Origin of the sequence: Marinobacter sp. R17 (genome assembly GCF_003789045.1) — a bacterium.
GTDB classification, from domain to species: Bacteria; Pseudomonadota; Gammaproteobacteria; order Pseudomonadales; family Oleiphilaceae; genus Marinobacter_A; species Marinobacter_A mangrovi.
The window spans coordinates 80061-106030 of the sequence record NZ_RHGZ01000017.1; the positions used below are offsets into that span (position 1 = coordinate 80061).

The 25970-nt window shown below is 62.8% G+C and carries 26 protein-coding genes; 8 read left to right on the top strand and 18 right to left on the bottom strand.

Annotated features, from left to right (window positions below; translation table 11 throughout):
- Positions 1-30: 30 nt before the first annotated feature.
- The 5 genes from EB809_RS13220 to EB809_RS13240 form a co-directional block, all read right to left on the bottom strand.
- Entirely contained in the window at positions 31-1125 is a 1095-nt protein-coding gene (locus EB809_RS13220; RefSeq protein ID WP_123635296.1) for a lipocalin-like domain-containing protein, read from the bottom strand.
- Positions 1122-3377 (bottom strand): FtsX-like permease family protein, encoded by a 2256-nt coding sequence (locus EB809_RS13225; protein WP_123635297.1) that lies wholly within the window; start codon positions 3375-3377, stop codon positions 1122-1124. The genes EB809_RS13220 and EB809_RS13225 overlap by 4 nt, the downstream gene beginning before the upstream one ends.
- 1 nt (position 3378) lies before the next feature.
- Positions 3379-4086: an ABC transporter ATP-binding protein gene (locus EB809_RS13230; protein ID WP_123635298.1), complete on the bottom strand. Its 708-nt coding sequence runs from the start codon at positions 4084-4086 to the stop codon at positions 3379-3381.
- The gene (locus EB809_RS13235) at positions 4052-4465 is read right to left on the bottom strand and encodes a GFA family protein (RefSeq protein WP_123635299.1); all 414 of its coding nucleotides are present in this window, start codon (positions 4463-4465) and stop codon (positions 4052-4054) included. The genes EB809_RS13230 and EB809_RS13235 overlap by 35 nt, the downstream gene beginning before the upstream one ends.
- Before the next feature lie 63 nt (positions 4466-4528).
- Complete coding sequence (locus tag EB809_RS13240; protein WP_123635300.1) at positions 4529-5512, bottom strand: zinc-dependent alcohol dehydrogenase family protein; 984 nt, start codon at positions 5510-5512, stop codon at positions 4529-4531.
- Positions 5513-5864: 352 nt separating this feature from the next.
- Here EB809_RS13240 and dkgB point away from each other — a divergent pair, with 352 nt between their 5' ends.
- Entirely contained in the window at positions 5865-6674 is an 810-nt protein-coding gene (gene dkgB, locus EB809_RS13245; RefSeq protein ID WP_123635301.1) for a 2,5-didehydrogluconate reductase DkgB, read from the top strand.
- Here dkgB and EB809_RS13250 read toward each other — a convergent pair whose 3' ends face one another.
- The 3 genes from EB809_RS13250 to EB809_RS13260 form a co-directional block, all read right to left on the bottom strand.
- A complete protein-coding gene (locus tag EB809_RS13250; RefSeq protein ID WP_123635302.1) occupies positions 6675-7328 on the bottom strand; it encodes a DUF6064 family protein in 654 nt (217 codons plus the stop codon). It abuts the gene before it with no gap.
- 3 nt (positions 7329-7331) lie between these two features.
- Positions 7332-8243 (bottom strand): aldo/keto reductase, encoded by a 912-nt coding sequence (locus EB809_RS13255; RefSeq protein ID WP_123635303.1) that lies wholly within the window; start codon positions 8241-8243, stop codon positions 7332-7334.
- An 85-nt stretch (positions 8244-8328) separates the two neighbouring features.
- Complete coding sequence (locus EB809_RS13260; protein WP_123635304.1) at positions 8329-9108, bottom strand: glutathione S-transferase N-terminal domain-containing protein; 780 nt, start codon at positions 9106-9108, stop codon at positions 8329-8331.
- 356 nt (positions 9109-9464) lie between these two features.
- Here EB809_RS13260 and dacB point away from each other — a divergent pair, with 356 nt between their 5' ends.
- Positions 9465-10997 carry a D-alanyl-D-alanine carboxypeptidase/D-alanyl-D-alanine-endopeptidase gene (gene dacB / locus EB809_RS13265; protein ID WP_123635305.1) on the top strand — a complete coding sequence of 511 codons (1533 nt, stop codon included), beginning with the start codon at positions 9465-9467 and terminating at the stop codon, positions 10995-10997.
- 206 nt (positions 10998-11203) lie between these two features.
- Here the strand turns inward: dacB and EB809_RS13270 are convergent, their stop codons facing one another.
- The 5 genes from EB809_RS13270 to EB809_RS13290 form a co-directional block, all read right to left on the bottom strand.
- Positions 11204-11974: an SDR family oxidoreductase gene (locus EB809_RS13270; protein WP_123635306.1), complete on the bottom strand. Its 771-nt coding sequence runs from the start codon at positions 11972-11974 to the stop codon at positions 11204-11206.
- 39 nt (positions 11975-12013) lie between these two features.
- On the bottom strand, positions 12014-12703 hold the full coding sequence (locus EB809_RS13275) for a histidine phosphatase family protein (RefSeq protein ID WP_123635307.1): 690 nt from the start codon (positions 12701-12703) through the stop codon (positions 12014-12016).
- Entirely contained in the window at positions 12703-13767 is a 1065-nt protein-coding gene (locus tag EB809_RS13280) for a phosphotransferase family protein (protein WP_123635308.1), read from the bottom strand. Before EB809_RS13280 ends, EB809_RS13275 begins: the two co-directional genes overlap by 1 nt.
- A gap of 33 nt (positions 13768-13800) precedes the next feature.
- A complete protein-coding gene (locus EB809_RS13285) occupies positions 13801-14616 on the bottom strand; it encodes an SDR family oxidoreductase (protein ID WP_123635309.1) in 816 nt (271 codons plus the stop codon).
- Between the two features lie 83 nt (positions 14617-14699).
- On the bottom strand, positions 14700-15908 hold the full coding sequence (locus EB809_RS13290) for an acyl-CoA dehydrogenase family protein (protein ID WP_123635310.1): 1209 nt from the start codon (positions 15906-15908) through the stop codon (positions 14700-14702).
- A 205-nt stretch (positions 15909-16113) separates the two neighbouring features.
- Between EB809_RS13290 and EB809_RS13295 the strand changes: the two genes are divergently transcribed.
- Positions 16114-17022 (top strand): LysR family transcriptional regulator, encoded by a 909-nt coding sequence (locus tag EB809_RS13295; protein WP_123635311.1) that lies wholly within the window; start codon positions 16114-16116, stop codon positions 17020-17022.
- On the opposite strand, the gene EB809_RS13300 is transcribed toward EB809_RS13295, so the two are convergent.
- Entirely contained in the window at positions 16999-17355 is a 357-nt protein-coding gene (locus EB809_RS13300) for a hypothetical protein (protein WP_123635312.1), read from the bottom strand. The genes EB809_RS13295 and EB809_RS13300 overlap by 24 nt on opposite strands.
- A gap of 36 nt (positions 17356-17391) precedes the next feature.
- Positions 17392-18156, bottom strand: a complete 765-nt coding sequence (locus EB809_RS13305) for an EAL domain-containing protein (RefSeq protein WP_123635313.1) — start codon at positions 18154-18156, stop codon at positions 17392-17394.
- 167 nt (positions 18157-18323) lie between these two features.
- Here EB809_RS13305 and EB809_RS13310 point away from each other — a divergent pair, with 167 nt between their 5' ends.
- A complete protein-coding gene (locus tag EB809_RS13310; protein ID WP_123635314.1) occupies positions 18324-19475 on the top strand; it encodes an isocitrate/isopropylmalate dehydrogenase family protein in 1152 nt (383 codons plus the stop codon).
- A gap of 29 nt (positions 19476-19504) precedes the next feature.
- On the opposite strand, the gene EB809_RS13315 is transcribed toward EB809_RS13310, so the two are convergent.
- A complete protein-coding gene (locus EB809_RS13315; RefSeq protein ID WP_123635315.1) occupies positions 19505-20488 on the bottom strand; it encodes a D-2-hydroxyacid dehydrogenase in 984 nt (327 codons plus the stop codon).
- A 286-nt stretch (positions 20489-20774) separates the two neighbouring features.
- Between EB809_RS13315 and EB809_RS13320 the strand changes: the two genes are divergently transcribed.
- Complete coding sequence (locus EB809_RS13320; protein WP_123635316.1) at positions 20775-22004, top strand: pyridoxal phosphate-dependent aminotransferase; 1230 nt, start codon at positions 20775-20777, stop codon at positions 22002-22004.
- 51 nt (positions 22005-22055) lie between these two features.
- Positions 22056-22241 carry a CPXCG motif-containing cysteine-rich protein gene (locus tag EB809_RS13325; RefSeq protein WP_123635326.1) on the top strand — a complete coding sequence of 62 codons (186 nt, stop codon included), beginning with the start codon at positions 22056-22058 and terminating at the stop codon, positions 22239-22241.
- 2 nt (positions 22242-22243) lie between these two features.
- On the opposite strand, the gene EB809_RS13330 is transcribed toward EB809_RS13325, so the two are convergent.
- Positions 22244-22834, bottom strand: a complete 591-nt coding sequence (locus tag EB809_RS13330; RefSeq protein WP_190294899.1) for an HAD family hydrolase — start codon at positions 22832-22834, stop codon at positions 22244-22246.
- A 105-nt stretch (positions 22835-22939) separates the two neighbouring features.
- Here EB809_RS13330 and EB809_RS13335 point away from each other — a divergent pair, with 105 nt between their 5' ends.
- Together EB809_RS13335 and EB809_RS13340 are read left to right on the top strand one after the other, a co-directional pair.
- Positions 22940-23509: a DUF1439 domain-containing protein gene (locus tag EB809_RS13335; RefSeq protein WP_123635318.1), complete on the top strand. Its 570-nt coding sequence runs from the start codon at positions 22940-22942 to the stop codon at positions 23507-23509.
- On the top strand, positions 23506-24243 hold the full coding sequence (locus EB809_RS13340) for a sulfite exporter TauE/SafE family protein (RefSeq protein WP_123635319.1): 738 nt from the start codon (positions 23506-23508) through the stop codon (positions 24241-24243). The genes EB809_RS13335 and EB809_RS13340 overlap by 4 nt, the downstream gene beginning before the upstream one ends.
- On the opposite strand, the gene EB809_RS13345 is transcribed toward EB809_RS13340, so the two are convergent.
- Positions 24229-25332: a fatty acid desaturase family protein gene (locus tag EB809_RS13345; RefSeq protein WP_123635320.1), complete on the bottom strand. Its 1104-nt coding sequence runs from the start codon at positions 25330-25332 to the stop codon at positions 24229-24231. The two genes, EB809_RS13340 and EB809_RS13345, sit on opposite strands and share 15 nt — an antisense overlap.
- Between the last annotated feature and the right edge of the window lie 638 nt (positions 25333-25970).

The following is a 25970-nucleotide window of genomic DNA, read 5'->3' on the forward strand; positions in this document are numbered from 1 at the left end:
AAGCAATAAATGCGCCCGCCAGTCCCGGCGTTACTCGGCGTAGCCGGTCAACTCCAGATAACCGCGACCACTGTGGGAGCCGGATACCCGGACCGGACTTTCCCAGTAGGGATACAGGCCGGTGTTCCAGAAGTTGCCGGCCATGGTGTCCACTTCGATGTCCACATCCCGACTGGGAATGGTCAGCCGCCAGCGTGACGGCACGGTGCCTGTGTCAAAGGTCGCCTGCTCCAGGGGTTGCAGAGTAAAGTCATCGCCGCTCAGGGGGACCACTTCGCCGAAGGCGCTGATCCAGGTGCCGGCGAGAAACGCCCCTTCGTCTTCCCTCAGCCGGAACGCCATGATGCGCTCGCCGGATTCCAGCTGCAGCGCCATCCAGTCCCAGCCCTGCTGGTCGGAGCGCAGGAACTGGCTGCTCCACTCCCGATCGAACCAGCCGCTGCCCTGCACGTCGAGGGTCTCCCCATTGACGGTGACCGTGCCGCGGATGGTCAGGTCCACATAGCTGAAATACATCGAGCCCTCGCCGCTGGCCGACTTGGCGCTGAAGCCCTGATCGCCGTGGCGCACCGCATCGCCGCGCTGGCTCAGGGTCAGGTCATAGCCCCAGTCATCGGTTTTGACGTGGAGTTGCCAGTCGCCATCCTCCGAGGCGGTCAGCGACCAGTCATCCAGCCACACCGAAAACGGCGACGCCGTTGCGCCGGCATGACCGATGCCGCCCCGGGCCAGTCGCTCGCTGAAATGATGGTCGTTGGGGCGTGATACGGCGGCATGGGCCATCCACACCGACTGCAGCGGCCAGGATTCCGGTGGCGGCGTCTTTGCATCCGGCGCATGCGGCTTCAGGCCCTGACGGAACTGGGTCCACTGCAGCCCAAGCGGGTCACCGTCGGCGGTGGTCAGGTTGGCGGTGAGGTACCACCACTCGATGCGATAGCGGGGATGGGGGCCCAGATCCCGCGGCAACTCGATGTGGTCGCCAGGCCCGGGCTGGACAAAATCAACCCCGGCGCTTTGCGGATCAAAGGATTGCCCCAGACCGGCAAAGCCCTGCGGCGCCTCTTCCCCCGGTTCACAGCCGGCCAGGCACATCGCGACCAGCGCTCCGATCAGCCACCTCATCGCTCCGCTCCCTGCAATTGACCCACCGTCACCGGTTCCGGCGGCCGCTCGTCCAGACGGCGCTGGATCAGCCAGGCGATGATCAGCCCGATCACCCCGGCGACGACCACCAGTTGTAACCAGAATAGCGGATAAACGGCCATCGGCAGAGACCAGCCGAAGGCCAGCGGATTGATCCGGGCCACCAGCACCCAGGTCAGCAGGATGCCCAGCGGCAGGGCCGCCAGACAGGCCATCAACGTTACCGCAACGGACAGGCCGCTGATCCGCCAGCGCAGCGCTCGCCGACCGACGCCCCAGACCCGAAGCAGGTGGAAGTACCAGCGCCGGGTGCCGAAAAACACCCAACCCAGGACCAGCAGCGAGACTCCGGCCAGCACCAGCGTCAACATGCTGATGGCACGGGTCAGCAGGAACGTCTGCTCGAAGATCCGGGTCGCCAGCCCGCGGACCGACGCCGTATCCCGCAGTTCAAGACGGACGCCGGGCAAGGCATCCGCCAGCGCGGCACGCAAATCCGCCGGTGTGGCGCCTTCGGCCAGGGCGACCGTGACACTGGTGAAGGCGGAGCGGAACGCTGCCGGAAGAGACGAGGCAGCCACCAACAGCTCGCCGCTGGGTCGGCCATAATCCGCGTAGACCGCTGCGACCGTCGCCTGATAGGCCTGCCCCGCTATCCGGTAACTGAGCCGGTCACCGGTCGCCAGCCCCAAACGGCGGGCCAGTTGCTCGTTGACCATGACCTGGCCCCGATCAAGCTGCGACCAGGGATCGGAAACGGCCGACAGGAAGGTCCAGTGGTGCAGCAATGACGAGTCGGAGGGCAGCGCCAGCAGATCCACGGAGACGGGTTGCGGTTGCGTCAGTTCTGCCCGGTCCCGCTGAACCGTATAGCGTTGAGCGACGCTCTCCAGACCACTCAGGGCACCCTCGACCCGAGGTAAATCGGCGGGCTCGCGGAGCTCCAGATAGACATCGCCCTGCAGGCGTTGATCCAGCCATTCGTAGAAGGTGGTTTCGAAGGTGCCAACCAGCGCCTGGATGGCGATCACCGTCGCCGCTGCAAACTGCAGGGCCACCACCGGCAGCCCCAGACGCCGGATCATCACGGACAGCTCGCGCACTGACCATAGCCGCAGTGGTTTGGCGGTGTGGCGGGCAGCGGCATCCAGTCCCCGGGCCAGCAAGGCCGGTGTCAGCAGCCCCACGCCGAGGAATACCAGGGCCAGTGCGGCAAAGACCAGAACCAGCGTGTTTGCCAGGATCAATCCGACGATGCCCAACAGCAGGACGACGGCGGCGAGGCGCCCACGGTCGCCCCGCCGCCGTCTCCCGGTATCGTCCTCTCGCCCGTCGAACGAGCACCACGCCAGCACCAGCCCGATCATCACCGGGATCGGCAGGCAGGCCATCCAGGTGATGGCATTGCCCACCAGGGTGACATCGAACAGGCCGCTCAGCACCCGGCCGAAGCCCTGGGCAAACACCTGCGCCATGAGCAGTCCCAGCGCCGTGCCGGGCACGGCGCCCAGCAGGGAGATCACGGTCAGTTCCACCAGGCGCATTCGATGCAGGCGGTGGGCGGGCACGCCGAAACGGGTCAGAAGCTGGGTGCTGGCTCGACGTTGGGAGAGTCCCAACAGATAGACGCTGCGGATCAGCAGCCCGGTAATCAACAACACCAGGACGCACAGGGCGTCGAGATTCAGCAGGAAGCTGTCTGCCAGTTCGCCGGTGGCCAGGCGCGGCTCCGCGGGGACGTTCCGGTAACCTGATGGAAGGTCGGTCACTGCCGTTGAGGCCATCAGGCGAAAGCCCGCTGTAGCCGGCGTGTTTGGTGAGGATTCGATGGCGCGGCCGATGTCCTCGAACGGCCCACCCTGAATGCGTTGCGGCAGTCCACTCTGGCCGCCCTCGGCAAAGCAGCCCAACGACAACGGATCGATGCCAATGACCCGCCCCTGCCCATTGGCAGGCGTAACTTCGAGCCAGGGCAGCACACAAACGCCGGCACGGCGCAGGGTGACAAAATCGGCGACCGTCACCGGAGCGCCGTCCTGGCGGCGGATTTCCTGCAGTCCCTCCAGCAGGCCGGTACCCTGTTGCAGGCTCTGCCGGGCCTGGCGCGTCAGGTCCCAGACGCCGGACCAGAGGGCGGTTGCCAGGATCAGGATCAACAGGAGGGCGACCAGTTGCAGGGGATGGCGGCGGTAATGGCTGACACTCGCCAACCAGAGGCGGCGACCGGTCATGTCAGGCTCCCAGCCTCAGCGTATGGTCGCAGCGCCCGGCAAGGGCGGGATCATGGGTAGCGAGAACCAGCGGGCAGCCCTGGGCCTGCTGGAAGGCAAACAGGACATTGGCCACCTCGGCCGCGGTGTGTCCGTCCAGACTGCCGGTGGGCTCATCCGCCAGCAACAGTCGCGGCTGCATGGCAAAGGCCATGGCGAGCGCAGCACGCTGCCGCTGGCCACCAGACACCTGGTCGGGGTAGCGGGCAGCCAGTGGACCGATACCCAGGCGCTCCAGCCACCCCATCGCGCCGGCATCCGCATGCCCGGCAATGTCTGCGCGCAAGCGGACATTCTCCAGCAACGTCAAGGCCGGCATCAGGTTGGCTTCCTGGAAAACGGTGGCAATGGCGCTGCGGCGCAACTCGCTCCAGCGCGCCGAGTCCACCGGCAGCGAATCGCCGAACAGGGTGACGGAGCCGGCCGACCAGCGTTCCAACCCACTCAGGATATTGAGCAGGGTGCTCTTGCCGGAGCCGGAACGCCCCACCAGCGCCAGCGATTCGCCGGCCAGCAGTGAGAGGTCGAAGCCGTCAAAGACCGCCACATCCTCACCACCGGAACGGAAATGCTTGCGCAGGCCCTCAACGCGAATCACAGGCTCCGGCCGCCTGTCCGGCGACGGGTCGACCGGGTCAATGCGGATCGTTGGTGCGCTCGGTTTTTTCATACTGGGGAAGGTCATCGGTGATCGTATACCAGTCTGCCTTGGAGCCAACGTACACATGGTACGCCGGAGACTGGTTCACCGGACCATCCAGAGTGCCAACCCGCAGACGCAGGATGCCGGGAATGGCGTCGACCCGGCTGTACAGCGGACTGCCGCACTCCCGGCAAAACGCCCGGTACTTGCCCGGGCGCGACTCGAATTCCTTGACGAGCTCGTCGCCCCGGGTCACCCGAAAGTGGACTTTCTGCACCGGGCTGTTGGCGGCAAATGCACTGCCCTGGGCCCGCCGGCATTGGCTGCAGTGGCACAGGGCAATGGGGCCGAGGCGGCCCGCGTATTCATACTGGATGCCACCGCACAGGCATTGACCGGTCATCATCGATTGTCTCTCCGATTGGGTTGTGCGGTGGCCCGGCGCCATTGAGCGCCGTTCCCGGGACCGTCAGGCCGGAACGATCAGGATTTTCCCGTCACGCTCTCCGGCCGCTGCAGCCGCCACCGCGTCCTTGATCTGCGAGACATCATACTCGCCCGCAATCTTCGCCTGAAGTTTACCGGTGGCAATCAGCTTGGTGAGCTGGCCGAAAACTTTCATCTGATCCTCGCGGGACGCCTGCTCGAACCATTTGGCCAGCCAGAAACCCCGGGCGGTGATGTTGCGGAACACCAGATTGCGCGGCGTGAGCTGGCAGGGTTCGCCGCTCATCATGCCGTAGTTGACCAGGGTGCCGCCCTCTTCCAGGCAGTCGGCGATGTGGTCGGTCGAGGCGCCACCCACCGCATCGATGGCCAGTTTCACGGCACCGTCACCGACCGCTTCCTTAACGCGCTTGTGGAGGTCGGGGCCGTCCACCAGCACCACGTCCGCGCCCTGCGCCTTGACGCCTTCAACCGCGGACTCGCGGCGCACCACGTTGACGGTTTTCAGACCACGGATCTTCGCCAATTGGATCAGGTAGCCGCCGACGCCGGAGTTGGCGGCATTCTGGATGACCCAGTCGCCCTCCTGCAGATCGACGAACTCGCTGAGCATCAGCATCGCGGTCGGCGGGTTGACGGTCATCATGGCCAGCTGACGGGGATCCGCTTCCTTCGGCAGGGGCACCAGTTTACGGGCGTCGACCACGGCGTGGGACACCCAGGTGCCGATGCCGACCGGTAACAGGACCGTCTGTCCCACTTCCGGCCCTTCAGTGCCGGAACCGAGCGCCACCACCTCGGCCACACCTTCGTTGCCGCCGATGGCGGGCAAAGGAGGCAACATGCCGTATTCACCGGTCAGGGTCAGCACATCGGAGGGATTAATGGGGGCTGCCAGCACCTTCACCAGAGCCTCGCCGGGCCCCGGCTCCGGGGTGTCGAGTTCGACGGCTTCGATCACATCCTGCGGTACCGGACCGCGGCTTTCGTATTTGGCCTGCAACATGAGGTGTCTCCTGTGCTTTTTTGGGTGTCATCAGAGTAGGCGGCAACCCGGATTTTGCACAGGGGCGGAAACGCCAGTTCGGTGGTGAGTCCGGCCATCGGCCTTCAAAAAAAGACGCCGCTTCCCGCAAAAAGGACTTGAACACGGGACCATTTCGCCCCAACGTAAGTAATATCCGGCCGGGTCCGGGTCGTTATCCGCGCTCTCGCTAAACCAGCATCACCGAACGAGAAGCCAGCCTCCGGACACTCCCGGGAAAGCGCTGCGTGAAGGTGAACGAACGCCCTCCCTTTGATACGCAGCGTGATTGATGACCTCGCCATTTTTACCGTTTTTACAGAGGGGAGTTGCCATGGCTCTGGATACGTTGCCGCCCATTGGAATGGGTACCTATCGTCTAACGGGTGATACGGCACGGGATGCCGTTCGCAGTGCCTTGTCGCTGGGTTACCGCCACATCGACACGGCGCAGATGTACGACAATGAGTCCGAAGTCGGAGACGGCATCACCTCCAGCGGTATCCCGCGCCGTGACATCTTCCTGACCACCAAGATCTGGCACGACAGGCTGCATTACAGCGATTTGATGAACAGCCTCAAGGACAGCCTGCAGCGGTTGAAGACGGATCACGTCGATCTGTCCCTGATCCACTGGCCGTCTCCCGGTGACGAGGTGCCGATGGAGGAATACCTGGGTGCCCTGCGGGATGCCCAGCGCGAGGGCCTGACCCGATTCGTCGGCGTATCCAACTTCACCAATGCCCAGGTGGACAATGCCCGGGTGATTCTGGGGGACACCCCGATCCTGACCAATCAGGTGGAAGTGCACCCCTTCCTGGCCAATCGCAAGGTGGTCAGCCATCTCCAGGAACTGGGCATCAAGGTGACGGGTTACATGCCGCTGGCCGTGGGCCGGGTCATGGACGATGAAACGCTGGTGGACATCGCCCGCCGACACAACGCCACACCGGCCCAGGTGGCTATCGCCTGGGTGGTTTCCCAGGGGATCGTGCCGATTCCTTCCTCCACGCGCCCGGATCACCAGAAGGCCAACCTGGAGGCTCTGGGCATTGAGCTGTCGATCGACGAAATCGATGCCATCGACAAGCTGGACCGCAACGAGCGCATTGCCAATCCGGGCTTCGCCCCGGACTGGGACTGATCAGCGTTTTGGCCGGGGGCGTTTTCGAGTCCCCGGCCACAGCCCCCACAAAGCCACACCCAGCCCGACTGCCGGCGGCACCAGCGTCGCCCGCAGCTCCAGTGCCCACTGCGTCAGACCGCTGAACAGCAACCACAGCACGGGCACCACCAACAGCACACAACGGGGCTTCCAGGGCACCGTCAGCAACGCCAGCACGGTCAACAGTGCCGTCGCATCCGGAGTCAGTCCGGGCCAGCCCATGGCTTCAACCGTTCCCGCGCTGACAGCGCTGGCCATCGACAGGGCCATCACCATCGCGCTCCCGATCAGCCCGATCCCCAGCGGCACCCGGGCCGGCGTGACCCGCCAGGCCAGCACCGCCAGCAGGATCGCTTCGGCGAGAAACGCCCAGAGCGTATACGCCATGCCCCAGTGGATGGGCTCGTAATAGCGCTGCAGGAAAAGCAGCGCCGTGAGTATCCAGCCCACACCCAGCACCGACAGCGCCAGGCGACGAGCTCGTCCCTGGGGCAACGACAGCAGACCAGCCAGCGCCAGCAGGGCAACCGGGAACAACAACTGCCAGGGCCAGAAGGCTTCGTTGAGCCGCATGAACAGGCGCAGGTAAACCTCAGGCGTGAACATCAAAAAATCGCGCAGGGCGTAATCCATAAACTACCCGAGTTCGTCGATCATGCGGCGACGCAGGGCCGGATCCGGCAGGGCCCCGTAGAGCGCGCCCATGTTTTCCTGCATGTGATCCACCCGTGTGGTGGCCGGAATGGCGCAGGTCACGGCCGGATGCGAAATGATGAATTTGAGGAAGTACTCCGCCCAGTTCGTCACGCCCGCCTCGCCGGCCCAGTCGGGCAACGGCCGGGATGCAAACCGGTCAAACAGGCGCCCGCCCTGGAAAGGTCGGTTGACGATAACGGCGATGCCCTTGTCCTGCGCCAGCGGCAACAGGCGCGCCTCCGCTTCCCGGTCCAGGACGTTGTAGGTCAGCTGGACGAAGTCCAGCGGCTCCCGTTTCATCAGCTGCTCCAGATCGTCGTGACGACGACCGTGGGAGGTAGTGACGCCGAGGTAGCGAACCTGTCCCTCGGCCTTCATCGCCCTGAGCGTCGGCAGATGACCGTCCAGCCCCAGCAGGTTGTGGACCTGGAGCAGGTCGAACTGGTCGATGCCCCAGAGTTCGCGGGAATGGGCCGCCTCCCCGCGGGTGGCGCCTTCGTCGCTGGTCCAGATCTTGGTGGCGGCGAAGACCGTCCCTTCGCGTTGGAGACGTTCCAGCAACCGGCCCATGACCGCTTCGGCGGAGCCATACATGGGGGACGAGTCCACCAGGGTGCCGCCCTCGCGGAAGAAGCGCTCGAGGACGTCGGCTCGCTGGTCCAGTAAACCCGGATCGGAGCCGACGTTGAAGGTGCGCCAGGTGCCCATGCCAATCGCCGGCAATCGTTCACCCGTCGACGGGATCGGGCGCCGGATCGGCGCGGACTGTGCCGCCAGCAAGGGCGCATGGGACAGCATGGCCAGGGCGGTGAGACCGCCCAGGAAGCGGCGACGGCTGAACGGGATCGTCATGGCGCATCCTCCTGTTTACCGGCCGCAACGCAATGCAGCCGGTGTGTCTGTCAAAGGAGATTGTACGCCTGCAGCGTCCATCAGTTCATGAGCGCTTCACCGCGTAACGGCGATCCAGGTAACGCAGGATGTCGGCGGATTCGAACAGCCCCTCACCGGTATTGGGGTCTTCGAGATACGGGACCTGGACCCGCTGATGATGGCCGAAGAAGGCCTCCCGCTTGCCCCCGGGCAAGGGAGTGTAGGGCCCCGGTTTGATACGCTGCACGGCCGGCCCGATCTCGGTCCAGTGCTCTTTGGCCAGGTTGTGCAGGCGATACGGGATCTCCAGTTCACACAGGCGCTCGCGCACCGGACGTGAATAGGGACTGCCCTCGAAACTCCACAACGACAGCGATTTTTCCGGACATTGTGACGCCTGCACCCGCGTGCCCCGCAGTCCCCGGACGGCACTGGCCAGGCTGCCCAATACCGGCTGATAGGGACGGGACCGGTAGTACGCGGGCACGGCGCGTTGGCCATAGGTCTGGAACAGGTACTCGACGATATCGGTGGATTCGTACATGACGGTGCCCGTGTTGTCGTCCACCAGCAGCGGGAACAGCTGCTTTCCGCCGATCCGCTCGGCTTCCGGCCGGAAGCGCCGACCGCCTTTCGGGCAGGGGCGAATGTCCACATCCAGCTGCAGCGCGGACAGGGCTTCCCGAACCCGGCGGCAGAAGGGGCAGCCTTCCATGTCGTAAAGTACCAGCGGCAAAGCCGGCTGCTCTGCCTGACGGACCACCATGCAACCACGCCAGGCGGTCAGCGTGGAGGTCAGTGCCGATCCGAGAATATCGAGATGAAAAGTCAGTGGATTCCCCATGGGTCCGGTCCTTTGTCGTCTTCACATCAGGCAACGCCTCGCGAGATGCTGCCGATTGCCATGAATGACCACGATTTCAACACATTACATTCTGACTGCCGTTGGCTGGATCGCCTGCTGTTTCTCGCCATCCCTGCCGTAGCCTTTACAAGTCACAACAATTTCGAGCTAAAAGATGCATTTACTGGCCAGATTTAACGTTATGTATAAAAATCAGTCATAGGCGAAGCCGTGCATTCTGGGCTATTTTATGGGCGAGTCTGGGAAAAACAGTGCTGAACAAACTGTCCTCCCCGCAGTGTCTCGATAATCGCTCTTTTGCGCTGATACTCGACATTTTCTAGAGGGTGAACATCATGCCATCCACAACCGCTTTCCTTCGGAAAAGTGGTCGGGGTCGCCCCCTGTCTCTCGCACTGACACTGCTTGCCGGACTGTCGGCCGGTACCGCCGTGGCCGACGGTCCCAGGCTCTCGCCCTGGTCGGAAAACATCGTGGATGCCACGGTGCGCGCCATGGACAGCAAGCAGGCCATGAGTGTGGCCGCCGTGCCGCTGAACGGTCCGGGTCTGCCCCAGTACATCAATGCGGACGAGCCGATGAGTCCCGGCTCGATCATGAAATTGGTGACCACCTACGGTGCTCTGGAAATCCTCGGGCCGACCTACCGCTGGGAAACCCGCTTTTCCACCGACGGCCAACTGGTGGGCCACACCCTGCAGGGTAATCTCTATGTGACGCTGTCCGGCGACCCGCATCTGGGCATGGAGCGGCTGTGGACCGCCTTTTCCGAACTGCGCGGCATGGGCATCGACACCATCGACGGGGATCTGGTGCTGGACGGCACGGTGTTCAACCTGCCCAACGGCCTGCCCGAATTCGATGACAACGGCGACAACGACTACGCGCCGTTCCTGGTACAGCCCTCGCCCTACCTGACCAATTTCAACCTGACGCATTTCCAGGTGCGGGCCGACGAACGGGGCACGACGGCCTGGGCCACCCCGGCGCTGAACGCCATCATCATCGACAACGACGTCACTGCCCTGCCCGCCGGTCGCTGTCCGTCGCATCACCATTTCGACTGGACGCCGACGTTCCATGACGACGGTACGATTACCGTGCGGGTGACCGGCAAGTTGCCGGAGGGCTGCCGAACCACCAAATACTATTCCCTGATGCCGGCCCCGGACTACACCGCGGCCACCATTCAGACCGTGTGGGCCCGGATGGGCGGCCTCATGACCGGCCGCTGGCGCACCGGTGAAACGCCGGACGACACCCGGTTGCTGATGACGTCCGACTCGCCGGACCTGGTCACGACGGTGCGCGATATCAACAAGTGGAGCAACAATGTGATGGCCCGCCAGTTGCTGCTGGCCATCGGCGCTGAAAACCGGTTACCCACCGATGCGGATGACCGTGAGGCGGGGATTCGCAAGGTAAAATCCTGGCTAGCCAGTAAAGGCGTGGACACCGAAGGCCTGGTGATCGACAACGGTTCCGGCCTGTCCCGGGCCAGCCGCATCAGTGCCCGCCAGGGTGCGCAGATCCTGCAGGCTGCCTGGAAGAGCCCCTATGCCGCCGACCTGATGTCCTCCATGCCGCTGATCGCGATGGACGGCACCATGCATCGTCGTCTGCGCAACACCGGCATGGCCGGTCTGGGGCGGATCAAGACGGGGTATCTGGAAAACGTCCGGTCGATCGCCGGCTTCACGCGGGACACCAACGACACAACCTGGGCCGTGGTGGGTCTGGTGAATCATGCACCAGCGTGGAACGGTCAGGCGCTGCTGGATAAGGTACTTTACTCGCTCTACCTGCAGCCGCCGGTGGAAACCGCTTTCTCCAAAGCCCCGACGAAGGCATCGACGGAGGTTCGCTGAGGCGAATCTCCGGTTTGTTTATTCTTCGGGACTTTATTCGTGCCAGGAAGCAAATGGGCACCCTTGCCTTCGCTGGAATTGACGGCCATCCGTGGCCGCAATTCCGACCGGCACGTCCTTGTGCCTTCTTCGGCAAGGGTCCCCATTCGCTTCCCGATCAAATCACGAGTTAACGCCTCCTTCGAGTCCGGGCCATCCGGTCCGTCTTAAACGGTCAGATAACCGCCATCCACATTGATGGCCGTACCCGTGGTGTAGGTGGACGCATCGGACACCAGGTACAGCACGGTACCGGCCATTTCGTCCGGATTCGCCATGCGGTTCATGGGGATGTGCATCAGCGCCTGCTTCTTGATGGCGTCGTTGGTGGTCAGGGCACTGGCGAACTTGGTGTCGGTCAGGCCCGGCAACAGCGCGTTGACGCGGATGTTCTGCTGGCCCAGTTCTTTCGCATACGCCTTGGTCATGGAGATGACGGCGGCCTTGGTGATGGAGTAGATGCCCTGGAAATGCCCGGGCGCCACGCCGTTCACGGAGGCCACGTTGACGATGGCGCCGCCGCCCTTCTCTTTCATCAATTTGGCCGCTTCGGCACACATGAAGAAATAGCCGCGGATGTTCACGTCGACGGTTTTCTGGAACGCCGCGAGTTCGGTGGTTTCGATCGGGCCGAAATGGGGGTTGGTGGCGGCGTTGTTGACCAGGATATCCAGCTTGCCGTGGGTCTCGCGGATGTGGGCCCAGAGGCCTTCGATCTGCTCCATCTCGCCAATGTGACAGGCGTAGGCTTCCGCCTTGCCGCCGTTGTCACGGATGCTGCCGGCGACGGCCTCGCAGCCCTCCAGCTTGCGGCTGCTGACGATTACGTGGGCGCCGTTGTCCGCCAGCAGGCGGGCGATGCTCTCACCGATACCACGACTGGCGCCGGTCACCAGCGCGGTCTTGCCGGACAGGTCAAACAGGTTGTTCTGACTCATAGGATCTCCCGTTAAATACAGACAGGAAGCGCGCCGCACTCAGCGGAACGTCACCAGTTCCGGTGCGGCGTCTTCGAGATGGGCGTAGTTATTGAAAACAGCCAGGTTGCGACGCTGGCCGGAAAACAGGATGCGGGTGACGCTGGTGTTGGCGATGACTTCGTTCAGGCCCAGCGCCCGGCGATCGTCCAGGCCCAGCAGCGACTGCACCACGACCGATATCGGACCACCGGAGCTGGCCACCAGCACGTCGCCACCGCCGGCATTGGCGATGGCTTCATCCAGAGCGGCGCAGACCCGGGTCTGGAAGTTTTCCCAGGTCTCCGAGTAATCGCCTGGAAACTCGCCGCTCACCCAGCGCTGACACGCCTCGACAAAAGCCATCTGGAAGGCCTTGGCCGGCTTGGGGTGTTGCGCCAGGTCGCGCGCCATCGCTTCGCGGTCGGCCCACTCCGGCTTGAGGGCATGCACCACCGCCTCATGGTCAAACTCGTTGAAACCGGCATTCATCTGCAGGGCTGGCAGCGGCTGGCCATAGCCTTCAGTGATTGCGGCGACGGTTTCCTGGTGGCGTTGCAGATCGCCGCTGAACACGGCGGTGGGCGTCACTTTGTCCGCCAGCCAGCGTCCCAGCACCCGGCCCTGCTCCCAGCCGGTCTTGGACAGCTGATCATAGTTGGCTTTGCCGAAACTGGCCTGGCCGTGACGGATCAGGTAGAGCGTTGCCATTACAGGTCACTCGCCTCGATCAGCCGCTGACAGCGCTTCTCCAGATAGTTCGCCGCATGGCCGAACATCGCGAAGCGTTTGTCCTGGGTCTGACCGTGGTAGAAGCGGTAGTAGATCTGCTGGATGATCACGGCGAGGCGGAACAGGCCGTAGATCTCGTAGAAATCGAAGCGGTCAGCCCGGTAGCCCGAGCGGTCCATGTAGTACTCGACCACTTCGTCACGGGTCAGCATCCCCGGTCGGTGCGTGGGCTGACGTCTCAGTATCTGGAAAGTCTGTTCGTCGTCCGCCTGGATCCAGTAGGCCAGGCTGTTGCCCAGATCCATCAGCGGATCGCCGATGGTGGCCATTTCCCAGTCCAGCACGCCGGTCACTTCGAACGGGTTGTCCGGGTTGAGCACCACGTTATCGAAGCGGAAATCGTTGTGGATGATGCACTGGGCGATGTCGTCCGGCATCTTGTCGTCGAGCCAGCTCATCACCGCTTCGAAGTCGCCCACATCCTCGGTGCGCGCCTTGCGGAAGCGGTTGCTCCAGCCGCCGATCTGGCGCTGCACGTAGCCCGGGCCCTTGCCCAGCTTGTCCAGCCCGGTGGCGACCGGATCCACGGTATGCAGGTCCACGAGCTTGTCGATCACACTGTGGCACAAGCGCCGGGTATCCTCGGCGGACAGGTCGAAGTCCTTGGGGAAATCCTGGCGCAGGATGATGCCCTTGAACCGCTCCATCACATAGAAGTCGCAGCCCAGTACGTCGTGATCGTCGCAGATGGCGATGATCTCCGGCACGTACGGATAGACCGGCTTGAGGGCCTTCATGACCCGCGCTTCCCGCAGCATGTCGTGGGCCGACCTGGCGATGTGGCCGAACGGCGGGCGACGCAGGACAAAGGAGCGATCGCCGTAGTCCACCTGGTAGGTCAGGTTCGACGCACCGCCCGGATACTGACGGATAGACGGCTCGCCGGTCAGTTCCGGCAGCGCCTGCTTCATGAACCGGTCGACCGCCTGCGCGTCGAGTTCTTCGCCTTCGCGGATATCAACCGCCTGATCAATCTGTGTCATAAATCGGTTGTCCTCCCGAACGGAGTCGTTCGTTTAGGCGTTGCCGCCAAACTTGTTCATCCAGCGCTTGCTTTCCTGGTGCATCAGCCAGTCGAAAGCCCAGGGTGCGTGGCGCTTGAGGATCCACATGCGGCGTTCCTTCACGTGCGGGAGCACCCAGAAGTCGCCGTTGGATTCGGCCCGGTAGATGTCTTCCGCCACGTCGTCCGCGGTGACGCCGGAACGCTTCATCAGCTTCTTGACGTTGGTATCCATGCCCGGCTTTTCCGAACGCATGGAGTCGGTCAGGTTGGTCGGGAAGAACGCCGGGCACACGCAGCTCACGCGAATGCCGTCGTCCCGCAGTTCCATGCTCAACGTTTCGGACAGCGCGATCACGCCGGCCTTTGAGACGTTGTAGCTGCTCATCAGCGGCGCCAGCATCAGTCCGGCCATGGAGGCGATGTTAATAAAGGCGCCCTGCTGCTGTTTCTTGAACAGCGGCGTAAACGCCTTGCAGCCACGGACCACGCCCATCACGTTGATGTCCAGGATCCACTCCCAGTCGGTCAGCGTCGTCCCCTCGATGCTGCCACTGGAAGCCACCCCGGCGTTGTTGACGACGACATCGACGCCGCCCCACTGCTTTTCCAACTGGTCCCGGACCTGCTCCAGATCGGCAATCCGGCGCACGTCGCAGGTGACGAACCGGCCTTCACCGCCGGCCTGGCGGATTTCCTCTTCAACCAGGGCGCCCTGCTCGGGATTGATGTCGCCGATACACACACGGGCGCCCTCGCGGGCATATCGCAAGGCAATGGCACGCCCGAGACCGCTGGCTCCGCCGGTGATAAAAACGCGTTTTGTCATGCTGGTGTCCTGTTGTTTTGCTGAAGCACGGAAAGGCCCCGGTCCATCCTCATGGCCGGGGCTTCTTGTGATTCCGGGGCGCTTCAGGCGTATTTTTTGAGTTCCAGTTTGGCCACCGTACCACGGTGAACTTCATCCGGCCCGTCCGCCAGGCGCAGTACCCGGGCGTAGGCGAAGAGCTGCGTCAGCGGGAAATCGTCGTCGCTGACACCGGCGCCGCCATGGATCTGGATCGCATTGTCGACGATGGTCTGCAGCATCTGCGGGATCACCGCCTTGATCATGGCCACTTCACTCAGCGCGCCCATGATGCCTTTGGTATCCAGCAACCACGCGCACTTGAGGGTCAGCAATCGCGCCTGTTCAATCGACATGCGGGCGTTGGCGATGATGTCCGGGTTGCCGCCGAGCTTAGCCAGTGGTTTGCCAAAGGCTTCCCGGCTCATGGCGCGCTTGATCAACAGCTCGAGCGTGCGCTCCGCGGCGCCGATGGCGCGCATGCAGTGATGCACCCGGCCCGGCCCCAATCGGCCCTGTGCAATCTCAAAACCGCGACCGGGCCCGACGAGAATGGCGCTCTTGGGCAGACGGACGTTGTCGAAACTGACCTCACCGTGGCCGTAGGGCTCGTCGTAGGCGCCGAACACCGGCAGCATGCGCTCGACTTTGACGCCCGGGGTGTTCTTCGGCACCAGGACCATGGAGTGCTGGCGATGCTTGGGCGCTTCCGGATCGGTCAGCCCCATGAAGATGATCATTTCGCACTTCGGGTGGCCAATGCCGGTGCTCCACCATTTGCGGCCGTTGAGGACCACGTCGTCGCCTTCCACAACCGCCGTCGCCGACATGTTGGTGGCATCGGACGACGCCACGGCCGGCTCAGTCATACAGAAGGCCGAGCGGATCTCGCCGCTGAGCAGACGCGGCAGCCACTCGGCTTTCTGCTCGTCGGAGCCGTAATGGATCAACACTTCCATATTGCCGGTATCCGGCGCGTTGCAGTTGAAGATCTCCGGGGCGATAAAGCTTTTGCCGGTTTCTTCGGCGATCAGGGCGTAGTCGGAGTTGAGCAGGCCACAACCGTGCTCCTCGTCCGGGAAGAACAGATTCCACAGGCCCTGTTCGCGAGCCTTGGCTTTCAGCTCGGCGATAACCGGCAGCTCCACCCAGCGGTTGTCGAGCCCGGCCATCTCGGCGTAGTAGTCCGCCTCAACGGGCTGGATCTCATCGCGGATGAACGCCTTGACGCGTTTCAGGTAATCCTGACCTTTTTCTGAAGGGGTAAAGTCCATAGCAATCACTCCCGGAGCAACACGTGATCATCAGGGGAAACCCGCCCAACGGGCCTCCCGGAACCACCGGACCCGTTGCGTGCCCAGTCGTTCTCCTCAAGCGTAGCCGCAGTCTACTTTTGGGCCAGCGCATTAGACCACTGAATTATTCTTATCATTTATTATAAAGTAGACTTATATCCTTACCGATTTCGGGAGCCGACCGATGAACCGCCTCGACCTGAACTTGCTCCACGTGTTCGACACGATTTTCCGGGAGGGCAGCCTGACCCGCGCCGCCCGTGCCCTGCACCTGACCCAGCCGGCGGTCAGCCATTCCCTGTCACGCCTGCGGGATCATTTCAACGACCCACTGTTTACCCGTCAGGGCAACCAGATGGTCCCCACGCCACTGGCCCGGCGCTTTGCCGAAACCATGCGCCCGGGACTGACCCAGATCCAGAGCGCCGTGAACCAGTTTCATGCTTTCGATCCCGCGCGCCAGCACAAGACGTTTTCCCTGGGGTTGCGGGATATCCTGGAATCCACTTTCCTGCCGCAACTGATGCAGAACCTGACGAGCTATCCGGAAATCGAGGTGGTCAGCCAGCGCATCGCGCGTCGTGAGATGGAAACGCAGCTGGCCTCGGGCAAGCTGGATTTTGCCGTGGATGTGCTGCTGCCGGTGAGCAATCAGACGTCACATGAGCTGCTGCGTAAAGACCGACTGGTGGTCATCGCCGGCAAACACTATCCCGGCATCGAGGAGGGGCTGTCGTTGGATCAATACCTGGCCGCGCGTCATGTGCTGGTGTCGTCACGAACCGAAGGGCCGGGAATTGAGGATTTTGAACTTTCCCGCCAGGGCGTGCATCGGCGCATCGCCCTGCGCTGCCAGCACTACTACGCCGCCTGCCGGGTGGCGGAAAACACCGACCTGCTGGTCACCATGCCGGAAACCTACGCCCGCATGATTGAGCAACAGGCCAACGTTCGCGTGCTGCCACTGCCGACCGACATGCCGGCGCTTAACGTGCATCTATACTGGCATGCGGCTTACGAGAAGGAACCGGCGCTGCTGTGGTTCCGCGAACAGCTGCACCAGGTGGCCTCAAACCGCCCCGACCAGCCATAGCAGGACAAAGAAACCGCTGGCCGCCAACGCCAGACTGACCGCCACGACCAAAAAGCCCCAACCGACGGCGGCGCCGTCGGACACGGCAACATCATGGGCCCGCGCTGTTCTGTAAAACGCCCAGGGGCCGAGGACGAAGGCCCCGAACACCATGATCACCAGCCCCACGGCCACACCGGCGAATGTCCAGGTGGCCAGTACGGTGCTGCGATCGGCCAGCTCCGCTTCCACTCCGTGACGACGCAGGAAATAGCGGGAGAACAGCCAGATCAGGCCATAGAGTGCGGCGACCAGAACGATGCCGACGATCACGACAACAGCGCGATAAATCATGCAGAACAGAACCTTACTGTGTTGAGGCGCACCAGATTAGTCCGGAAAGTGGGGCTCCGGCAAACTTTCGAAGCCGGGCCGGGCAAACAGGTAGCCCTGGAACAGCTCGATGCCAAGCGACCTCAGCCACCGGTACTCCGCTTCGGTTTCCACGCCTTCGGCAATGGTGCGCCCGCCCAGCCGCTGCATCATGGTCTCGATGCCCGCCACGATGGCCTGTTTGTTGGGTTCGTTGTCGATGTTGCGGATCAGCCCCATGTCCAGCTTGAGCAGGTCCGGTGGGCTGGCCATCAGCAGATCGTAACGCGGATAACCGGCGCCGAAATCATCCAGCGCGGTCTGGAAACCCATGCCCTGGTAGCTGCGGATGATGTCGGCCAGATGGTCTGCGGACGTCATCGCTTCATTTTCGACCACCTCGAAGATGATGTTGCGCGTATCAAATCGATAGGTCTGCGCCGCCGCCAGAGTCGTGCGTATGCAGTATTCCGCCTGATAGACCGCGTTGGGCATGAAATTAATGCTGAGCCGCGCGGACATTCCCAATCGCGATGCCAGCTTGACCGCCTTCACCCGGCAGATCTGGTCAAAGGCATAGCGGTTGCGCTCATTGACCCGCGCCAGCACCTCACCGGCCCCTTCGCCGGATGCACCGCGCACCAGTGCCTCGTAGGCGTAGACGGAGTGATCGCGCATATCGATGATCGGCTGAAACGCAAAACTGATCTCAAAATCGAGACCCTCGCCACAGGCGCATTGCTCACAATGGGATTCGTCAAAGAGGACGGCTGGTTGATTCACTCGTTACTCCGGTTTCTGCTGTCTTTTACTCAACCTTGTCATGACTCTAGCATGCCCGAGGTTCATTGCGAGGGATGGCAGGACCGTTCTGTAACGCTACACTGAGGGCATCCAGCACGGACCGGGGGTCCGTGACCCACCATCCCGCAACCTGAAGGGAGTCCCGTATGACAGCCACCAAGCGGATCGCGGTTACACCTGGCGACGGCATCGGGCCGGAGGTCGTTGAACAGGCCGTTCGCTGTCTCGATGTCCTGCGTGAACGCTACCACCTTGATCTGGAATGGGAGACTTTCGACTGGCCGTCGCATCGCTGGCACCAGGCCCATGGTGAGATCATGCCGGCCAATGCGCTGGAACAGCTGCGGGACTTTGATGCGATCCTGCTGGGCGCGCTGGGCGACCCCGGCCCGATGACCGACCCGAACCGCTATCTGCTGCCGGACAGCATCTCTCTCGCGCCATTGCTGCAGATGCGCAAGGGCTTCGACCAGTGGGTCTGCGAGCGACCGGCCCGGCTCCTGCCCGGTGCCCGCCAATACCTGGCCGACGAACGGGCGCGGGATGTGGACATGCTGGTCATCCGCGAGAACAGCGAAGGGGAATACGTGGCCCAGGGCGGCCGGCTGCGGCCCGGCAGCGAGGATGAAGTGGCCACCCAGATGGAGGTGTTCACCCGCCGCGCGACGAACCGGATTATCCGCCACGGTTTCGAGCAGGCCCGATCACGCGCACGGGCGCGCCAGGAATCCGGCCAGACGCGGCAGTTCAAGACACTCGACGGGCGCACTTGCGAGAGCCAGGTCTGCATCATCACCAAGCGCAATGCCCTGCGTTACTGGGGGGATATGTACACGGAGGCGTTTGCGGAGATTGCCGCCGAATACCCGGATGTGGCGACCCATCACGAACTGGTGGACGCCGCCTGCATGAAGTTCGTGCAGTGCCCCTGGGCCTTTGATGTGGTGGTGGCGAGCAACCTGCAAGGGGATATCCTGACGGACCTCGCGGCGGTCCTGTCCGGCGGTATGGGCGTGGCCCCCTCCTGCAACCTGAACCCGGACGACCGCTCCATGCCGTCCATGTTCGAACCGACCCACGGCAGCGCGCCGGACATTGCCGGCCAGGGTCTGGCGGATCCGACCGCGATGCTGTTCACGGCGGCGCGTATGCTCACCTGGCTGGCCGAGGAATCAGGCCCGCTGGAGGAAGCAGCCGAAGCCCTTCATAATGCGGTCGCCGCCGACCTGGCTGAACACAGCGGTCAGCGGCGCAAGACCCGGGAGATCGGCGACGCGGTCATCGCGCGCCTGAGTTGACGGGTTGAGTGGTCCGGTGGTTACGCCGCTTACTTGGCGGCGTAACCCAGTTTCTTGTCGACGATGTTGAACAGGCTTTCCCCGGCGCGCCAACGATCGAAATTGTCCAGGAACTGCTCGGTCAACGCCCCTTTCCAACCGATAAAGTCCCCCGCCATATGTGCAGTGATCAACACGTTCTCGCGATCCCACAGGGGATGCTCCGGAGGCAGGGGCTCCTCTTCAAACACGTCCAGACCGGCCCCGGCGATCTCCCCGGCATCCAGAGCGGCGACCAGATCATCGGTTTTGACGATCGGTCCCCGGCCAATATTGATAAACCGTGCGGTCCGCTTCATGGCCTGGAAGGCCTTGCGATCAAACAACCCTTCGGTTTGCGGCGTCAGCGGTGCGGCCACCACCACGAAATCCGCCAGCCCCAGCTGCTCCATCAGGTCATCGTTGCCGTGGACCGCTTCGAAATCCGGGTCGCTGTCACGCGCAGTGCGGGCCGTGCCGTGCACCTTGAGACCAATCGCGCTGCACAGGCGGGCAATCTGACGGCCGATGGAACCCGCGCCGACAACCAGAACCCGCTGCCCCTGGGCCCGCTCGGTATCCCGGTGCTTCCACTGGTGAGCCTGCTGCAGTCGGATCGAGTGGGGGAAATCCTTGCAGTACATCAGGATCGAACACAGCACGTATTCCGCGATAGTACGGTCAAAAATGCCCTGGGCATTGGTCACGGTCACGTCGCTGTCGATCAGGGCCGGGAACATCAACGCATCCACACCGGCGCTGGTGGCGTGGATCCATTCCAGCTTGTCGGCCTCCGGCCAGGCGGCCTCGAAGGCCTCCGTCCGGAAGTCCGTCACCATCATCACCCGGGAACCCGGCAGGGCGTCCCGCAGCGTCGCCTCGTCCGAGGCAAAGCGCACTTCGGCCCGCTTGCGAACCGCGTCCATACCGGGCGGTTCCTGTTCTCCGGGAGCGGTCAGGACAGTCACAATCGGCTTGTCGGCTTGGGATGTCATGGGCGGCCTCGTCGTCGGTTTGGCATTCCTTTGAAAACACGCTGAACACCCTGAGTGTGTCGGGCCTCTTTGCCCCGGTCAACCTGACCCTGGCATTACACGAAAATACGCATGCTCAGGCCCTTGCCCCCCTTTCGGATAAAAACTAATCTGCGAAGGTAAGTCTTCGTTAAGGCGTAGCACACAGGCCGGGACACCGGCGTGACGCCGTTTCGGCAAAAGCAGGCCTGATCCACGGATCCGGGCTTTATTGTCCATCTTTTCCTACCTCTGCCAGGAGATGCTTATGGCCGATGGAGCAAAGCTCAATAAAGCCAGCGACACCGCACCGCGCAAGCTGAAGTACCGCAAGACCAAGGCCCGTTGGCATCCGTCGATGCAGGCCATCCCCGTGCCGGGCATCCGCCGCATGGTGAACATGGCGGCGAGCATGAAGGACGTTATCCACCTGTCGATCGGCCAGCCGGACCTGCCGACACCAAAGCACGTGGTGGATGCCTACATCGATGCCCTCAACGCTGGCCAGACCGGCTACACCATGGACGCCGGCCTGCCTGAGCTTCTGGTCGCTCTACGCGACTACTATGGCAAGCGCTATGACCGTAAGCTGACCCGCGACAACATTCTGGTGACCTCCGGCGCGACCGAGGCCATGTACCTGGCCCTCTCCGCAACCGCGGCACCGGGTCGCCAGTTCATCGTGACCGATCCGTCGTTCCTGCTTTACGCGCCACTGATCCGTATGAACGGCGGCGAGGTGAAGTTCATCCCGACCCGCATCGAAAACAACCACCAGCTCGATCCCGACGAGGTGATCGCTGCGATGGGGTCACGCACGTTTGCGGTGGTCCTGAACTCGCCGAACAATCCGACCGGCGCGGTGTATCCACGCAGCACCATCGAAACCATCGTGGAAGAATGTGCCTACCGGGGCATCCAGATTTTCAGTGACGAGGTCTACGACCACCTGATCCTGGACAACCAGGAATACGCCAGTGTGCTGCGCTGCAGCGTCGACCTGGACAACATCATGTGCATCAGCAGCTTCTCGAAGACCTACAGCATGGCCGGTCTGCGGGTGGGCTGGATCATCTCCAGCCAGGCGACCATCAAGTCCCTGCGGCGCTATCACATGTTCACCACCTCGGTGGCCAACACGCCGTCCCAGTTCGCCGGCGTCGCCGCGCTGACCGGCGACCAGCAATGCATCCGGGACATGGTGTCGATCTATCGGGAGCGGCGCGACCGTGTGGTGGAGTTGGTGGCGCAGACACCGCACATGACCGGCTATCATCCGGGCGGCGCCTTCTTCATCTTCCCGGACCTGCCGAAGCATGTGGACGGCTCGGATCTGGCCCTGAGGATGCTCAAGGAAACCGGGGTCTGTGTGGTGCCCGGTGATGCGTTCGGGGAGAACACGGCGAACGCCGTTCGTATCAGCTTCTCGGCGCCACTGGAAACGATCGAGGAAGCCTTCGACCGGATGATTCCGTGGATGGCCAAACAGCAATTCTGACACTCTCTGGAGAAAGCCGGCCCGGTGAACGGGTCGGCCTCAACCCTCGTGATACTTGAACCCGCCCACATCCAGTGCCCCTATTGCTGGGAAACCCTGGAAGTCAGTGTCGATCCGTCCGTCCCGGAACAGGACTACGTGGAGGACTGCCAGGTCTGCTGCCAGCCCATCCTGATCCACGTGCGTTTTGGTGAAGACGGCGAATTGAGCATCGACGCCGAAGCCGAAAACGACTGAACTCAATCGCTCCAGGCTCGACGCAGATCGTCGAAGTGCTCGATGACGTAGTCGGCTCGGTCGGCATAACCCGCATTCCGCGCGTTGCGATACAGGCCACCCGCCATGCCGGCCCGCCGCGCCGTGGTCAGGTCATCGACGAAGTCGCCGATGTAGGTCATGTGTTCCGGCGCCACACCGAAGGTGTCGGCAATCTGCAGCAGGCCGGCCGGATCCGGCTTTGGAGGCGCATCGTCCCGGGTCAGGATCAGATCGATGCCCAGTGAGATCGCCGCGTTGGTCGCCGCCACCGCTTCACGACTGTTTCGGGTCAGTACGGCAACCGGGATGGTCTGTCGGTGCAGGTGCCGCACCAGGGCTTCGGCACCCGGCATCCAGCTGGCGCTTTCGGCACCGGCCATTTCAAAGCGATGAATGATGGCGTGCGCCCGGGCGGCTTCCGCCTCCGACAGGGTCGCCATATGTTCCAGCAGACCAATCCCTTCGGGAAATCCCAGTTCCCGGCGGATCGCCCGGAAATCGAGCCCGGAATCCACCAGTGTGCCATCAAGATCAAATACCACGGCGTCGTAGCGCGCCACTGTCGTCGTCATGGTTGTGCCCATTGCTCCGGCTTGTGTCGACTCCCGGCATCCGGCAGGATGAAAGTTGCTGGCCACGGCCAGACATCCCTACCGAACTGAAACGGAGTCCCGTTCATGCCATTTTTCCAGCGTGCAGTCGGCCCTATCCTGGCCTTCGCTGCAGCCCTGACCCTGTCCGGTTGTGCTTCCCTGTCGCCCTATTCGGTGAGTGAAAATACGCTCGAAGGCTACCTTCAGAATGCCGTCGCCGATTTTGACCGGCAACAGCTCAAGGCGGGGTCGCCACTGAGCGTATCACTGGACCAGGCGGATATCACGCTGGGGCCGGACGGCCGCGAAGTGGCGGTGCTGGATATCGCCGGCCAGGTGGCCGTCAATGCCTTCATGACCAAACTGCCGGTCGACCTGAAGCTCAAGGTGGAAGGCGCGCCGGTCTATGACCGGGAGGAACGGGCCGTCTACATCCGCCGGCTGAAGCTGCTGGACAGCAGCATCGACTCCCAGTTTTTCAAGGGTGACCTGAAACCGGTGACGGACAACGTCATGCGCCTGGTCGCCCAATGGCTGGAGACGGTGCCGGTCTATCGACTGGATGAGAACAGCTTCGCCGAGCGCATGATCGGCATGGCGCCGGTGGACGTGAAGGTGGTGCCCGGCAAGTTGGTGCTGGTGCCGGCGGAATGATCCCCGACGGCATTACCCTGGCCGACCTACTCCTCGCCAACCTGTTCCTGCTGGCTGGCGCCTGTCTCCAGGGCGTCGCCGGCTACGGTATCGGCACGCTGTCAGCGCCCCTGCTCTTCCTGTTGAGCCCCCTGTTCGTGCCCGGTCCGCTGGTGGTCAACGCCGTGGTGCTGGCCATTCTCCTGCTGCTGCGCAATCGCGCCAGCATCCGTTTCCGGGAGGTCCGCTATGCCATTGGCGGCAGCATTGTCGGCACGACCCTGGCGGGACTGACGCTGGCTGTGATCACCGGTGCGGCCTTCGATCTGATGTTTGGCGCATTGATTCTGTTCGGTGTTCTGCTCAGCGTGGCCGGGCTCCGCCCGGCCCTGAATCCTCGTAACAGCGTCATCGCCGGAGCCGCAAGCGGTTACATGGGCACCGTCGTGGCCGTGGGTGGCCCGCCGATTGCCATGATCTACCAGAACGAGAAAGGCCCGCTGGTGCGGGCCAATATGTCGGCGTTCTTCCTGTTTACCAGCTGTGCCAGCATCGTCGCACTGTTCTTTGCCGGGCGACTGGGTTTGCTGGAAATGAAGCTGTTCTTATTTACCCTGCCCGGCGTCGTGACCGGCTTCCTGCTGTCGGCCACCCTGGTCCGGCGCCTGCCGTTCTCCGCGATGCGGCCCCTGATTTTGGGGATTGCAGCGGTGGCTGGCGTCGGCGCCCTGATTCGCGGCTTAACCGGCAGCTGAGGCCTTGTAGGTGGCCGCACTCATCTCTTTCTGCAGTGGCAGCAGATCGAATACCCGCTGGGGATTGCTGGGATCGACCAGCGTCGTCGGCGTCAGATAGACCCGCGGCGTCTTGTACAGCAGCTTGATCGCCTGCCAGTGGGTCGGCGCAACGTAGCGCTCCGGATAATGCGTCTCCAGCCATTCGCGCAGGCGCGGTGCCTTGTTGGAGGACATCTTCGGGAAGAAGTGGTGCTCCACGTGATGACTGAAGCGGTAGTGCAGCCGGTCCAGGATCGGGTTGGTGCGCAGGCTCATGGAATTATCCAGCGGATTGTTGGTCTCGGTCTGCGGCCGCAGGAAGTGATTGGTCAGGATATAACCCTGCCCCAGCGCGTTGGCCACCATGAACGGAATCACCACGGTGAAGATCGCCAGCGGTCCTGAGACCACCGCCAAGGCCAGCCAGGCCGCAACGCACGCGAACGACTGGATGATCGCCCGACGCCGGTTGAAACCCTTGAACTGTTTACGACGTTTCGCCTGCAGCCACAGTACGATCTGCGCATGCATGGTGAAGGAATAGGTCAGGAACAGCAGGCTGTACCAGGTGCCGGATCCCGGCGCCAGCTTCGGAAACTTGCGCTGCTTGGGATCCGCCTTGTAGCGCCTTATGGTGCCGAAACTGTCCGGATCCGTATCGCCCATGTTGGTATGGGCGTGATGGATCGAGTTATGCCACTTGCGCCAGAACTCCGGCGGGGCGACCAGCGGCCCGAAACCCAGCCAGCCAAAGAAATTCTGCCAGCGGCGACTCATGCCGAGTGCACCGTGCAACACCTCATGCGCCAGCAACGCCTGGCAGCCGATGGTATGGCCCAGTACCAGCGCCAGCCCCAGGTTGGCATACCAGGGCAGTCCGGCCATCAGGATCGTCAGCACGCAGCCCCAGATCACCAGTTGTAAAGGCAGGAACCAGATCACCCGCCAGCTCTGGGTCTGGAAGGTATCGGCCGGCAGATCGCGGCGCATCTGGTCGCGCAGCGCACGTTCGTCCTGTTCGCCAAAGGTCTGGCCAGGTATGGATTCAGGTTTTACAGCCGCATTCACGGGAGCACCTCTGCATTTCAGCGTACATGTGTGCGCTGAATTTACCGAAGGCGTCAGACCTTGGCAATAGCCTGCGGATTATTTTTTGACCATATTCGGTCATTACTGATCCATATCAATAAATTAGATGACAACGATATGACAGGAATAAAAACAGGAAAAAGTACAGGCGTACGTTAAACATGAAATCCCAGGGGCGGGACTACCAGTCAGGCTTCGGCGGCGCCTCAATGGCGACCAAATCATACGCCGGGAGCCTGGAACCAATGGAGCTCTTTACGACCCCCTCAGCGACTGGCAGGCAACGCGAATATTTGAAGCAACTGGAGTATGTAGCAGATGCTTCAGCTTCTGAGGCGCCGAAGGCGCCTGGTAAAGGCTTTGAATTGGCCTGCTTGGCATTGCAACCAACGTTTCCGGTCGTCGTCGGAAGCCAGGCAGCCCTTCAGGCTGCTCCGAAGCTGAAGCATCGGCTACATGCCCGAGTTGCCTTATGCTTCATAACAAGTCAGCACCCACATCGGGATAGGGGGGAGCCTTCTGGCTCCGCCCCTCCCACACCACCCGGCAAGCGGGTCCGCACCGGGCGGTTCGAGAAGTTGAGGTTTACGAGAGACGCGGCACGCCTAACCGGTCGA